The sequence below is a fragment of the Corynebacterium sp. 335C genome (assembly GCF_053525695.1).
This window is the reverse complement of record NZ_JASTTB010000001.1, coordinates 368,891-382,619: the sequence shown is the minus strand read 5'-3', so window position 1 is coordinate 382,619 and position 13,729 is coordinate 368,891. Positions and strand designations below refer to the sequence as shown.

Annotated in this window: 11 protein-coding genes; 7 read left to right on the top strand and 4 right to left on the bottom strand. The window is 71.3% G+C overall.

What is annotated here, in order from left to right; translation table 11 throughout:
* Nucleotides 1-186: 186 nt before the first annotated feature.
* The 4 genes from QQS41_RS01675 to QQS41_RS01660 all read right to left on the bottom strand — a co-directional run bounded on the left by QQS41_RS01675 (nt 187) and on the right by QQS41_RS01660 (nt 5,915).
* Nucleotides 187-1,857, bottom strand: a complete 1,671-nt coding sequence (locus tag QQS41_RS01675) for an ABC transporter family substrate-binding protein (RefSeq protein ID WP_448850964.1) — start codon at nt 1,855-1,857, stop codon at nt 187-189.
* A 68-nt stretch (nt 1,858-1,925) separates the two neighbouring features.
* Complete coding sequence (locus QQS41_RS01670; protein WP_448850963.1) at nt 1,926-3,968, bottom strand: ABC transporter ATP-binding protein; 2,043 nt, start codon at nt 3,966-3,968, stop codon at nt 1,926-1,928.
* Nucleotides 3,965-4,930, bottom strand: a complete 966-nt coding sequence (locus QQS41_RS01665; protein ID WP_448850962.1) for an ABC transporter permease — start codon at nt 4,928-4,930, stop codon at nt 3,965-3,967. The genes QQS41_RS01670 and QQS41_RS01665 overlap by 4 nt, the downstream gene beginning before the upstream one ends.
* A 1-nt stretch (nt 4,931) precedes the next feature.
* Nucleotides 4,932-5,915: an ABC transporter permease gene (locus QQS41_RS01660; RefSeq protein ID WP_448850961.1), complete on the bottom strand. Its 984-nt coding sequence runs from the start codon at nt 5,913-5,915 to the stop codon at nt 4,932-4,934.
* Between the two features lie 363 nt (nt 5,916-6,278).
* On the opposite strand from QQS41_RS01660, the gene QQS41_RS01655 reads away from it, so the two are divergent.
* From QQS41_RS01655 to thyX, 7 genes are all read left to right on the top strand, one after another.
* Complete coding sequence (locus tag QQS41_RS01655; protein WP_448850960.1) at nt 6,279-7,262, top strand: aldose 1-epimerase family protein; 984 nt, start codon at nt 6,279-6,281, stop codon at nt 7,260-7,262.
* Nucleotides 7,263-7,561: 299 nt separating this feature from the next.
* A complete protein-coding gene (locus QQS41_RS01650) occupies nt 7,562-9,217 on the top strand; it encodes a sodium:solute symporter family protein (RefSeq protein ID WP_448851936.1) in 1,656 nt (551 codons plus the stop codon).
* A gap of 12 nt (nt 9,218-9,229) precedes the next feature.
* Complete coding sequence (locus QQS41_RS01645) at nt 9,230-9,538, top strand: cell wall anchor protein (protein WP_448850959.1); 309 nt, start codon at nt 9,230-9,232, stop codon at nt 9,536-9,538.
* A 3-nt stretch (nt 9,539-9,541) separates the two neighbouring features.
* A complete protein-coding gene (gene galT / locus QQS41_RS01640) occupies nt 9,542-10,675 on the top strand; it encodes a galactose-1-phosphate uridylyltransferase (RefSeq protein WP_448850958.1) in 1,134 nt (377 codons plus the stop codon).
* Entirely contained in the window at nt 10,672-11,937 is a 1,266-nt protein-coding gene (galK, locus tag QQS41_RS01635) for a galactokinase (RefSeq protein ID WP_448850957.1), read from the top strand. Before galT ends, galK begins: the two co-directional genes overlap by 4 nt.
* A gap of 221 nt (nt 11,938-12,158) precedes the next feature.
* Complete coding sequence (gene dapB / locus QQS41_RS01630; protein WP_448850956.1) at nt 12,159-12,920, top strand: 4-hydroxy-tetrahydrodipicolinate reductase; 762 nt, start codon at nt 12,159-12,161, stop codon at nt 12,918-12,920.
* Nucleotides 12,921-12,925: 5 nt separating this feature from the next.
* Complete coding sequence (thyX, locus tag QQS41_RS01625) at nt 12,926-13,678, top strand: FAD-dependent thymidylate synthase (protein ID WP_448850955.1); 753 nt, start codon at nt 12,926-12,928, stop codon at nt 13,676-13,678.
* Nucleotides 13,679-13,729: the final 51 nt, after the last annotated feature.

Below are 13,729 nucleotides of genomic sequence, written 5' to 3'. Positions count from 1 at the left end.
CGCGGACCGCGCCCGCATCGCGCGGCGCACCGCGGTTGCGTGACGACGGCGCCCGCATCCGGTCATCCCGGATGCGGGCGCCGCCGCCGTTCCCGGCCCCGCGCGCGGTGGCGCGGAAACGGGGGAGGGCCCCGCCGTCCACGTGGACGGCGGGGCCCTCTCGTCGGGCTCCCGGGGGAGCGGGGGCTACTTGGCCCAGCCGACGTTCTCCCACGGGACGATGGCGAACATCTTCGGGCCGTAGTTGGCCAGGCCCGGCTTGACGGCGGTGATCTGCGGGCGGGTCATGGAGGGCATGATGCCGTAGAGGCCGAAGGCCTCCTTCTCCAGCTCGTTGGCGCGCTTGATCTGCTCCTCCGCGGTCGGCAGGTTCTGGAGCTCCGCGATCTTCTCGTCGAACTCCTCCGTGCCGGTGCCGGACCTGTTGAGCTGCGAATCCGACGCGTAGATCTGGTCGAAGTACGCGACGCCGAACGGGTCGGAGGACGAGAAGCCCATGCCGATGATGTCGAAGTCCTTCTCCGTCATGATGTTGGAGAAGTCGGACGTCGGGCGCTCCTCGATCTGCATGTCGACGCCGATGGACTTCATCATCGCCTGCAGGGCGCTGGCGAGGCCCTTCTGCGTCGGGTCATCGCCGAGCAGCGGGTAGCGCACGACCAGCGGCTCGCCGTCCTTGACGCGCGTCTCCCCGCCGTCGGTGGTCCAGCCGGCCTCGTCGAGCAGGGCCTTGGACTTCTCCGGGTCGAACTGGACGACCGCGCCGAAGTTGTCCTCGTAGCCCTCCTGGGACTCGAACAGGGTGAAGGAGCCCGGGGCGTTCTCCTCGTAGTCCAGGCCCTGGAAGCGGATGTCGGCCAGCTGCTTGCGGTCGATGCCGCGCATGATGGCCTCGCGGACCTTCGCGTCGCCCAGCAGCGGCGCGTCGGCGTTGAGGACGTAGAGGTTCGTGGACGCCTCGCGGCCGTTGCGGATCTCGATGGCGTCGCCCATGTCGCGGGCGGTCTTCAGGCGGTCGGCGGTGCCGACGCCGGTGGCGTCGATCTCGCCGTTGCGGAAGGCGTTCAGGGACGCCTGATCCTCCATGTAGCGCATGGTGATCTTGTCCAGCTTCGCCGGCTCGCCCCACCACTTCTCGTTGCGGACGAAGGAGACGGTGCCGGTTTGGAAGTCGACGTTCTCGACCTTGAACGGGCCGGCGCCCCACTCGGGCTTCAGCTCCTGCAGGTACTCCTCGTTGAACGTCTTGGCGTCCTTGACCTGCGGCGGGAGGAGCTCATTGAAGAGGCCCTGCCACCACGGCCACGGCTGCTTGAACGTGACGACGGCCTGCTTGTCGTTCTCGCCGGCCTTCACCGACTCGATGAGGGAGTAGCCGTCGGTGGAGGAGGGGTTGACCTCCTCGTTCTCGCCGTTGTTGAACTTCCAGGTGTTCTCGAACGCCTTCCAGTCGATCGGCGTGCCGTCGTTGTACGTCGCCTTCTCGTTGATGGTGTAGGTGACGACGGTGCGCTCGTCGTTCGAGTCCTCCTTGACGTCGGTCACGTACGCCGGGTTCGGGGCGTACTCGCCCTCCGGGGTGAACGTCGCCAGGACCGGGTTGTACAGGCGCCACACGTCGCGCGTGTAGGCCGTGCCGTCGGCGTGGAACGTGTTCTGCTGCTCGGACAGCTCGGCCAGCGCGAGGTTCAGCTCGCCGCCGTCCTTGATCTGGTCGCGCTCCATCGGGTTGTAGTCGGCCACCTGCTGGTGGTCGATGCCGGCGCCGACGTCACCGCCGTCGCCGCCGCAGCCGGTCAGCACGAGGCCGGCGGCCGCGATGACCGCGGCGAACTTGCCGCGCATCGTGGTCTTCATCGTTCTCTCCTTTGTGGGTCGGGGAGCGGGGCCGGGCGGCCCCGGGGCGGTCCCTGCGGGAGGGGTCCTCATGCCCGCGATCGGCCGAGGAGCCGGCGTTTCGGCCGGCCGGCCGACCCCCCGTCGTCCTCGGTGATGGCCGTGGGCAGGTCTTCTGGCACCGGCACCCGCTCGCGGCTGCGCTCGACCGCCGGATCCGGGACCGGAATCGCCGACAGGAGCGCGCGCGTGTACGGGTGCTGGGGGTCGTCGAACACGTCGTCGACGTCACCGTGCTCGACGAACTCGCCGCGGTACATGACGGCGACGCGATCGGAGAGGTGGCGGATGACGGACAGGTCGTGCGCGACGAAGAGGTAGGAGACGCCGAGGCGCCGCTTCAGGTCCTCGAGCAGGTTGATCATGCCCGCCTGGATCGAGACGTCCAGGGCGGAGACCGGCTCGTCGAGGACGATGAGCTTCGGGTTCGTCGCCAGGGCGCGCGCCAGGCCGATGCGCTGGCGCTGGCCGCCGGAGAAGGCGCCCGGGAAGCGGTCGATCTGGCTGGCGTCGAGGCCGACCAGCCGCATCAGCTCGGCGACGCGCTCGTCGACGTCGCCCTCCCAGCCGAGGGAGTTCAGCGGCTCCGCGATGATGTCGCGGATGGTCAGGCGCGGGTCGAGGGAGCTCATCGGGTCCTGGAACACGATCTGGATGTCGCGGCGCGCCTCCAGGCGCTGCTTCTTCGACATCGACCCGGCGTCGCGGCCGGTCAGGCGGATCGTGGTGCCGTCGCCCGGCTCCAGGTCCATGATCTCCAGCAGCGTGGTCGTCTTGCCGCAGCCGGACTCGCCGACGATGGCGAGGCACTCGCCCTCGCGGACGTCGAAGGTCAGGCCCCGGACGGCGTGGACGGTGCCGACGCGGCGCTTCAGCAGCGCGCCCTTCGTCAGCGGGAACTCCTTGACCAGGTTCTCGACCTCGAGGACCGGCTCGCGGTCCTCGCGCGGAACGCCGGCGAAGCGGTCCTCGGGCAGCTCGGGCACGGGGAAGAGGTCCTCGCCGCCGAGTTTGCCGTCCTCGATCTCGTCGGCGCGGATGCAGGACGTCCAGTGGTCGTTGGAGCCCGCCAGCAGCCGCTGGTTCGGCTCGCCCGCGTCGCACTCGGGCTTCCGGACCGGGCAACGCGGCGCGAAGGGGCAGCCGGGCGGCAGGTCGACCAGCACCGGGGGATGGCCCTCGATGGGGATCAGCGCCCCCTCTCCGGCGACGTCCGGGCGCGGCGTCGACCCCAGCAGGCCGACGGTGTACGGCATGTGCGGGTTGGCGAACAGCTCGTCGACGCCGGCGCGCTCGACCGGGCGGCCGGCGTACATGACCAGCACGTCGTCGGCGGTGCCGGCGACGACGCCCATGTCGTGGGTGATCATGATCGTCGCCGCGCCGGTCTCCTTCTGGGCCAGCTTGATGAGGTCGAGGATCTGCGCCTGGATGGTGACGTCCAGGGCGGTCGTCGGCTCGTCCGCGATGAGCACCCGCGGCTGGGTCGCGATGGCGATGGCGATGACGGCGCGCTGGCGCATGCCGCCCGAGAACTCGTGGGGGAACGCCTTCGCGCGCTTGTCCGGGGCCGGGATGCCGACCAGATCGAGCAGCTCGACGGCCTGCTTCCAGGCCTGCTTCCGGCTGACGTCCTGGTGGCACAGGATGGCCTCGACGATCTGGTCGCCGATGGTGAACACCGGGGTCAGCGCCGACAGCGGGTCCTGGAAGATCATGCCGATCTCGGAGCCGCGGATCTTCGCCATCTCCTTCTCGGACTTGCCCAGCAGCTCCACGCCGCCGAGCTTCGCGGAGCCGGTGATGGTGGCGTAGTCGGGCAGCAGGCCCATGACGGCCAGGGAGGAGACGGACTTGCCGGAGCCGGACTCGCCGACGATGCCGAGCGTGCGGCCCGGGTGCAGGTCGAAGTCGATGCCGCGGACGGCGTTGACGACGCCGGCCTCGGACGGGAACGACACGGACAGGTCCCGGACGGTCAGGATCGGCTCCCCGGCGGGGGCGGGCTTCGGGGCGGACGGGTCGCCGAGGGGCACGGCGCGTCCGGCGGCGGGCTGGGCTGGGGACATCATGCGCGGCCTCCGGCGTTGGAGTTCGGGTCGAGGGCGTCGCGGAGGCCGTCCGCGATGAAGGCCATCGACGTGGTCAGGAGGGTGAGGATGGCTGCGGGGAACCAGAACTGCCACGGGGACGACTGCAGCGCGCCGGTGCCGACGGTCAGCAGGGTGCCCAGGGACACGTCGGGCAGCTTGACGCCCAGGCCCAGGAAGGACAGGGCGGTCTCCGAATTGACGGTGGAGACGACCGACAGCGCGAACTGGATGATGAGCAGCGAGCCGATGTTCGGGATGACGTGCCGCGTCAGCGTCGTGAAGTCGCCGACGCCCATGTACTTCGCGGCCCGCACGAAGTCGTTCTCGCGCACCGACAGGGCCATCGCCCAGATGACGCGGGCCGGGTAGGCCCAGCCGAAGACGATGAGCACGACGATGAGCAGCTTCCAGTCGCCGCCCGAATCCGCCACCAGCAGGGCGATGAGCAGGAACGACGGGATGGCGAGCAGGAAGTGGATGAGGGTCAGGATGGCCTTCTCCACGCGGCCGCCGTAGAGCGCGGCGCCGGCGCCGACGACGGCCGACAGGACGGACACACCCAGCGACACGGTCACGGCGATGATGAGGGACCGGCCGAGGCCGTGCGCGGTCTGCGCGAACAGGTCGTTGCCGCTGGCGGAGGTGCCGAACCAGTGCTCCGGCGACGGCGGCTGCGACAGCGCGGCGAAGTCCGGCTCGGAGTAGTGCCAGTCGGTGAGGAACCGGCCGAACAGGGCGAACAGGACGAGCAGGCCGAAGATAACCAGGCCGACGACGGCCATGCGGTTGCGCAGGAAGCGGCGGCGGTACAGGGTCAGGCGGCTCATGCCGCGGGCTGCGGCCTTCTTCTCGTCGGCGACGGCCGCGGCCGCCGGATCGGCGGGGGCGGTCTCCGGGGCGTCGTCGGCGACGACGGTGAGATCTCGGTCGTTGGCGCTCATGTCAGCTCACCCTCACTCGCGGGTCCAGTGCGACGACGGTCAGGTCGGCCAGGACGGCCGAGACGGCGGTGATGAAGGCGCCGAACGCGGCGACGGCGACCGTGCCGTGGACGTCGTTGTTGCTGATGGACTTGATGAAGTAGTCGCCCATGCCCTGCCAGGCGAAGATCTGCTCGGTGACGATGGCGCCGGTGAAGATGCCGGGGATGGAGAAGGCGACCGACGTCGCCACCGGGATGATGGACGTCCGCAGCGCATGGCGGCGGATCGCCTGCTGGCGGGTCAGGCCCTTCGCCCGCGCGGTGCGGACGTAGTCCATGGCCAGGTTGTCCAGCAGCAGCGTGCGCTGCATCAGGTGGTAGCCGGCGTAGCTGATGATGAGCAGCGACAGCGTCGGCAGGATGAGGTGCTGCGCCATGTCCACGAGCTTCGGCAGGAAGCCCTGGACGTCGGGGCTCGCGGCGCCGGTGACGAAGAAGATGCGGGTGCCGGCCGCGTCGTTGATGGCCAGCGCCACCGCGACGACGGCCATCGACGCGACGATGACGTGCAGGTTCATCGTCAGGATGGAGATGCCCTGCCACGCGCGGTCGCCGGCCTTGTACTGGCGGGAGGCGGTGTAGATGCCGACGGCGACGCCCACGATGACGGACAGGATCGTCGCCAGGAGCAGCAGCTGGGCGGAGACCCAGATGCGGTAGGAGATCTCGGCGTTCACGGGGGTGTTGACGGGGGAGACGCCCCAGTCCCACCGCAGGATGATGCCGGTCAGCCAGGTCCACCACCGCTCCAGCAGGGGGGTGGTGTCGGAGAGGTTCAGCGGCTCGAGGATCGCCGTCACCTTCTCGTCGGGGATGGGGGGACGCCGGCCGGCGTAGTTGGCCCTCGGGTCGAGGAACGTCGCGGCCAGGAAATACGCGATGTTCGTGGCGAGGAAGACGACCAGCAGCCAGCCGGCGGTCTTCTTCAGCAGGTACTTGAGCATGGGTGAACTTTCATCGGTCGTCCCGGCGGCGGTGGCCCTCCGGTGCGGCGCAACGCTGGACTGGCGCGGCGCCCGGCGACTCCTCCGCCGGCTCTCGGCCCCGGCGAAACCTGTGAAAGGCCTCACCGGGCGATGAGAAAACTTCTACCAGTCCGTGAGCTGTGACACACAGTCATCGAGGATGTTGCGCAGGTTATTTTCCCCTCACTGATGTTCACCTGGAGTTTCTGAGATGTTCCGGGAACGTGAACACCCCCTTGGGGGTGAAGCGGGGGAATCGGGCGGCCGGCGCGGGTGGCGCGGGTGTGGACGGGTCTACGCTCGGGGGCATCTGGAACGAGAAACCTGTGAAGGGATGCGGACATGGACGGACATGACGTCGACACACGCGAGGACGTGCGGATTTCCGCGGGGGACTACTCCGCCGCCATCACCCCGTACGGCGGCGGGCCCCGCGAGCTGACCCACCGCGGCGAGCCCCTGCTCGTCGGCTCCCCGGGGGAGGTGGCCCGGCCCGGCGAGGCCGCCGTCTCCGGACCGTTCCCGCCCATGACCGCCCAGTGCGTCCTCGCCCCCTGGCCGAACCGCGTCGGCGACGGCGTCTTCGCCCACCGCGGCGAGATCCACCGCCTGGAGATCACCGAGGCGCCCCGCGCCACCGCCATCCACGGCTTCGCCGCCTCCCGCCGCTGGGACGTCGCGGAGGCGGGGGAGCCCTCGGCCACCCTGACGCTCGACGTCGGCCCGGAACCCGGCTGGCCGTGGCCGCTGCGGCTGACCGCCCGCTGGTCGCTCGACGCGGAGCGGGGCCTCGTCGGCGAGCTCGGCGCGGAGAACCTCTCCGATTCCGCCTGCCCGCTCGGCCTCGGCTGGCATCCGTATCTGTCGGCCCGCGGCGCGGCCCTGGACGACTGCACGCTGCACGCCCCCGTCTCCACCTTCCTGCCGCTCGACCCGGTCCGGAACCTGCCCGTCGGCCCGGAGGCCCCGGCCGACGCGGCCGCCCCGGGGCTCGCCGCCGGCGCCCCCATGGCGGGGCTGTGGCTCGACCACTGCTTCGGCGGCGTCGTCGGGTCCGACCGGGACGACTCGGCCGGCGTCGAGGCCCGCCTCGTCGGCCCCGACGGCCGCGGCGTCCGGCTCACCGCCGATCCGCGGTTCCGGTGGCTGCAGATCTTCACCGCGGACCCGGCCCGCCGCGAGGGCTTCCCGGGGGTCGGCCGCGCCGTCGCCGTGGAGCCGATGACGTGCCCCCCGGACGCGCTGCGCTCCGGCCGGGATCTCGTGACGCTCGAACCGGGGGAGTCCCTCACCCTGAATGTGGGTATCTGCGCGTTCGATGCCTGAATGAGTGGACTTGGCCGAGGAAGTTCACCTGGGTTTTTGGGGAATATCCCCTCGGTTTCCATACGAAACTACAAAATCCGCCTTTACGGTCCCCGTTTACGGGGGTAATTTCAACGGCGAGGGAAGCGCTCCCCGGGATCATCCGCACTACCTGCGGCGATCCCGTAAAAGGGCCCGGCCGTGCGCGGCCGCGGGCCCCGGTCCGGGCGCATCCCGACGCCCGGGCCCCGGTCCCCGCGCCACGCGCATCCGCAGCCCGCGCGTGAAATGGGAACGACCGTAAGGAGACGGCCATGGTCATGGCCTCCGAGGCCCTGCGCCTCGACGCGTCGTGGGTGGACTACGCCCTCGTCGCCGTGTACTTCATCTTCGTCCTCGGCATCGGGTGGGCCGCCCGATCGAAGGTCTCGAGCTCGATCGACTTCTTCCTGTCCGGCAGGTCCCTGCCGGCGTGGGTCACGGGCCTCGCCTTCATCTCGGCCAACCTCGGTGCCGTCGAAATCGTCGGACACTCCGCCAACGGCGTGCAGTACGGCTTCGAGACGATGCACTACTTCTGGATCGGCGCCATCCCCGCGATGGTGTTCCTGGGCATCGTGATGATGCCCTTCTACTACGGATCCAAGGTCCGGTCCGTGCCGGAGTTCATGCTCAAGCGCTTCGGCCCCGGCGCGCACCTGGTCAACGCGATTTCCTTCGCCATCGCCCAGCTGCTCATCGCCGGCGTCAACCTGCTGCTGCTGGCCAAGGTGGTCAACTCGCTGCTCGGCTGGCCGCTGTGGGTGACCCTGGTCATCGCCGCCGTCATCGTGCTGTCCTACATCACCCTCGGCGGCCTGTCCGCGGCCATCTACAACGAGGTGCTGCAGTTCTTCGTCATCATCGCCGCGCTGCTGCCGCTGACGATGATCGGCCTGCACCAGGTCGGCGGCTGGTCCGGCCTGCAGGAGAAGGTCGCGAACCCCTCGCACTTCCACACCTGGCCGGGCACCGAGATCTCCGGCTTCGAGCACCCGGTCGTGTCCGTCATCGGCCTCGTCTTCGGCCTGGGCTTCGTCCTGTCCTTCGGCTACTGGACCACGAACTTCGTCGAGGTCCAGCGCTCCATGGCGGCCGACTCCATGTCCGCCGCGCGCCGCACCCCGATCATCGGCGCCTTCCCGAAGATGTTCATCCCGTTCCTCGTCGTCATCCCCGGCATGGTCGCCGGCGCCACGGTCACCCCGATCATGGACGGCTCCGCCCAGCCGAACGACGCGATGCTGTACCTGATGCGCGACCTGCTGCCGAACGGCCTGCTGGGCGTCGCCATCGCCGGCCTGCTGGCCGCGTTCATGGCCGGCATGGCCGCGAACATCTCGGCCTTCAACACGGTCATGAGCTACGACATCTGGGAGACCTACGTCGTCAAGGGCCGCGATGACGACTACTACCTGCGCTTCGGCCGCCTCGCGACCGTCGCCGCGACCGTCATCGCCGTCTTCACCGCCCTCATCGCGAACAACTTCGGCAACGTCATGGACTACCTCCAGACGCTGTTCGGCTTCTTCAACGCCCCGCTGTTCGCCACCTTCATCCTCGGCATGTTCTGGAAGCGCATGACCCCGACCGCCGGCTGGGTCGGCCTGGTCCTGGGCACGCTCGCCGCCATCGTCTACTGGGCCATCGCCCAGTTCGGCGGCACCGACATCGGCTTCTTCAACCTGCCGGGCCAGGGCACCGCGTTCGTCGCCGCGTCCATCGCCTTCGTCGTCGACATCGTGTTCTCCGTGGCCGTGTCCCTGTTCACGAAGCCGAAGCCGGACCACGAGCTCGTGGGCTTCGTGAAGTCCGTGACCCCGAAGGAGCACCTGGCGGACGCCGCCGAGGCCGCCCTGCCGTGGTACCGCCGCACCGTGCCGCTGGGCATCTTCTGCCTCGTCATGGTCATCATCCTCAACATCGTGTTCGCCTAGGAGGAACCCCAAATGGCCAACGCAGACACCAACGCCACGCGCGTCCAGCGCCGTCATTCCGCCGGAGCGTTCGACATCCGCAACGTCATCGGCGCCCTCCTGGGCATCTACGGCATCGTCCTGCTCATCAGCGCGGTCGCCCTGGACCCGGGCACCAACGCCGCCGGCGTCGCCAAGTACTCCGGCTACAACGTGTGGACCGGCGTCGCCCTCGTGGTCGTCGCCCTGGTCTTCCTCGCCTGGGCCAAGCTCCGCCCGGTCGTCGTCCCCGACGACGTCGACGCGCCGGAGGCCGACGCCCCGCTCACCGGGGAGCGCTGACCGATGGCGGCACATGACCACCGCGTCACCCGCACGACCCTCGCCGACGGCCGCGAGCTGCTGTACTTCGACGACGAGCCGGAGTACGTCTCCGGCGAGCGGACCCGCGAGCTGGAGGACCCCCGGGACCTCCCCGTCGCGGCGACCGAGTCGGAGCTGCGGCGCGACCCGCTGACCGGGGAGTGGAACTGCTACGCCGCCCACCGGATGAACCGCACCTTCATGCCGCCGGCGAACGAGAACCCGCTCGCGCCGTCGCGGCCGGGGGAGCTGCCGACGGAGATCCCGGCGGACGACTACGACGTTGCGGTCTTCGAGAACCGGTTCCCCTCCCTGTCCATGCACATGGACGTCCCGGAGGACTTCGCGGCGGAGGTCGACGGCGAGGGGCTGTTCCCGCGCCGCCCGGCCCTCGCCCGGTGCGAGGTCGTGTGCTTCACGCCCGACGCGCACCTGTCCTTCCGGGATCTGCCCTACGGGCGGGCGCGCACCGTCGTCGAGGCGTGGGCGCACCGCACCCGGGAGCTGTCGGGTATCGACGGGGTCCGCCTCGTGTTCCCGTTCGAGAACCGCGGCGTCGAAATCGGCGTCACCCTGCAGCACCCCCACGGGCAGATCTACAGCTACCCGTACCTGCCGTCGCGGGCCCGCTCCATCGTGGAGTCGGCGCGCGCTCACCGGGAGGAGACGGGCCGCGACCTCTTCGACGACGTGCTGGAGGCGGAGCTGCGCTCCGGCCGCCGCATCCTCGCCGAGGGGGAGCACTTCGTCGCCTTCGTCCCGGCCGCCGCGAAGTGGCCGGTGGAGGCGATGATCCTGCCGCGCCGCGCGGCCCGCGACTTTGCGGACCTGGACGACGCGGAGAAGGACGAGCTCACGCGCATGTACCTCGACCTGCTGGGCCGCATGGACCGGTTCTTCGAGGGCGTGGAGCGCACGCCCTACATCGCCGCCTGGAACCAGGCGCCGGTGGGGGAGGACCGCGAATTCGGGCGGCTGCACCTGCAGCTGTACTCGATGATGCGGTCGCCCGGCCGGATGAAGTTCCTGGCCGGCTCCGAGTCCGGCGCGGGGGCGTGGATCTCCGACACCACGCCCGAGCGCATCGCCGATCGATTCCGGGAGGTGGCGGAATGACCGCCGTGGAACCCCAGTGGATGCCCCTGCGCGACCGGGAGGCCGCGGCGGACGACGCCGTCGCGCTGTTCCGGGAGCGCTTCGGCGCCGACCCGGCGGGCTGCTGGGCCGCGCCCGGCCGCGTCAACCTCATCGGCGAGCACGTCGACTACGCGGGCGGCATCTGCCTGCCGTTCGCGCTCGGCCAGTCCACCGTCGTGGCCGCGGCCCCGCGTGACGACGCGATCCTGCGCGTCGCCAGCGCCTACGGCGGCGACGTGCACGAGGCGGAGATCGACCTGCGCGAGGTCGGCCCGGAGGGGCCGCGCGGCTGGACCGGCTACGTCGCCGGCGCCGTGTGGGCCGCCACCGAGGCGGGCGTCGCGCCGGCCGGCGACGACGGCGCCCCGCGGGGCCTGGACCTGGCCATCGTGTCCGACGTCCCCGTCGGCGCGGGCCTGTCCAGCTCCGCCGCCCTGGAGTGCTCGGCGGCGCTGGCCGCCGTCGAGCTGGCCACCGGCCGCGCCGCGGGCGACGACGACCGCCGCGCCCTCGTCGGCGCCTGCATGCGGGCGGAGAACGAGGTCGTCGGCGCGTCGACCGGCGGCCTGGACCAGCGCATCGCGCTGTTCGGCCGCGAGGGGATGGCCCTGGCCATCGACTTCGCGGAGGACTCCGACGAGCTCGTGCCGTGCGACGTCGCCGCGGAGGGCCTGGCCATCCTGGTGACGGACACCAACGCCCCGCATTCGCTGGCCGACGGCCAGTACGCCACCCGCCGCGGCGTCATCGACGGCGTCACGGAGGAGGCGGGCGCGGAGACCCTGCGCGTCGCGGACGACCCGCACGGCGCCGCGGAGCGCTGGGCGGACCGCACGGTGCCGGAGGGCATGGACGCCGGCGAGTGGCGCGACGTCGTCGCCCGCCGCGTGCGCCACGTCCTGTCGGAGGTCGAGCGCACCGCCGGGGCCATCGGCGAGCTGCGCGACGGCGACTTCGCCGCCTTCGGCCGCTCCATGTGCGCCTCCCACGCGTCGCTGCGCGACGACTACGAGGTGACGTGCCCCGAGCTCGACCTCGTCGTCGACGAGGCGATGGCCGTCGGCGCGCTCGGCGCCCGCATGACGGGCGGCGGGTTCGGCGGCTCCGCCATCGCCCTGCTGCCGGAGGACCGGGTGGAGGAGGCGGCCGCGCGCATCGCCGCGGCCTTCGCCGCCGCCGGGTTCGCCGAGCCGCGGTTCGCCGTGGCGACGCCGTCCGCCGGCGCCGCCCGCGTGCGCTGACCGCCGCGGCCGTTTCCGCACGGGCCGCCGTCCCCTCCGCGGGGCGGCGGCCCCGCGGCGTCTCCGGGGCCGGGGGCGGGAGGAGGATGCGGCGCGGCCCGGGGCGTCCGCGCCCCGGTGCGGGGGCCGGGCGTTAGAGTTGAGCGCGTCGGCGGGAACCGCGCCCCGAGCGCGGCCCGCGGCCACGAACGCAATCCACCAATCGAAAGGACGGGAACGCGATGAGCGCGATCAAGGTCGGCGTGCTGGGCGCGAAGGGCCGGGTCGGCCGGACGATCTGCGAGGCGGTGGAGGCCGCGGACGACCTGGAGCTGGTCGCCCGCGTCGACGTCGGCGACGAGCTGTCGGACCTGTCCGACGCCGGCGCAGAGGTCGTCGTCGACTTCACCCAGCCCGACGCGGTGATGGGCAACCTGGAGTACTGCCTGGGCCACGGCATCAGCGCCGTCGTCGGCACCACCGGCTTCACCGCCGAGCGCCTGGACCAGGTCCGCGCGTGGATCGCGGAGGCCGACGAGGCCGGCCGTCCCGCGTCGGCGCTCATCGCCCCGAACTTCGCCATCTCCGCGGTGCTCACCATGCGCTTCGCCGAGATCGCCGCGCCGTACTTCGAGTCCGCCGAGGTCATCGAGTTCCACCACCCGAACAAGAAGGACGCGCCGTCCGGCACCGCCATCCACACCGCCGAGGGCATCGCCCGCGCCCGCCGCGAGGCCGGCATGGACGCCCAGCCGGACGCCACCGAGCAGTCCCTCGACGGCGCCCGCGGCTCCGACGTGGAGGGCGTGCCGGTCCACGCCGTGCGCATGACCGGCATGGTCGCCCACGAGGAGGTCGTCTTCGGCACCGAGGGCCAGTCCCTCACCATCCGCCAGGACAGCTACGACCGCACCAGCTTCGTGCCGGGCGTGCTCGTCGGCGTCCGCCGCATCGGAGAGTTCCCGGGCCTGACCGTGGGCCTCGAGGCCTACCTGGGGCTGTAGCGGCCGTGCCCGGAATCGTTCCCCTCGAGGCGACGCTCATCGCCTCCACCAGCTTCGACCCCCGCGGCACCGTCGACTGGGAGACGGACGCGGAGGGCGGCGACGCGCTCGTCGAGTTCGCGGGCCGCGCCTGCTACGAGACGTGGGACAAGCCGAACCCGCGCACCGCGACGAACGCGGGCTACCTGCGCCACGTCCTCGAGGTCGGCCACGCCGCCCTGTTCGAGCACGCCGTGGCGACGATCTACGTCCGCGGCCTCTCCCGGGGCTGCGCCCACGAGCTGACCCGGCACCGCCACTTCTCCTTCAGCCAGCTGTCCCAGCGCTTCGTGCCCGACGCGGAGAACCGCGTCGTCGCCCCGGCCGCCATCGCGGAGGACCCGGAGCTGATGGCCCTGTTCGAGGGCGCCGTCGACGAGTCCCGGCAGGCGTACCACGAGCTGCTGGACGCGCTGGAGGAGAAGTTCGCGGACGAGCCGAACTCGCTGCTGCGCCGGAAGCAGGCGCGACAGGCCGCGCGGTCGGTTCTGCCCGGGGCGACCGAGACACGTATCGTGGTGACCGGCAACTTCAGGACGTGGCGGCATTTCATCGGGATGCGCGCCACCGAGCACGCCGACGCGGAGATCCGCGAACTGGCCGTCGCCTGCCTCCGCGAGCTGCGGACGGCCGCGCCGACGGCGTTCGGGGACTTCGAGATCGGCACGCTGCGCGACGGCTCCGTCACGGCGTCGAGCCCGTACGCGTTCGAAGGTTAGGACCCGCGCGGCCCCGCCAGCCGGAGGCCGCGGAACTGCACAGGACGGGGA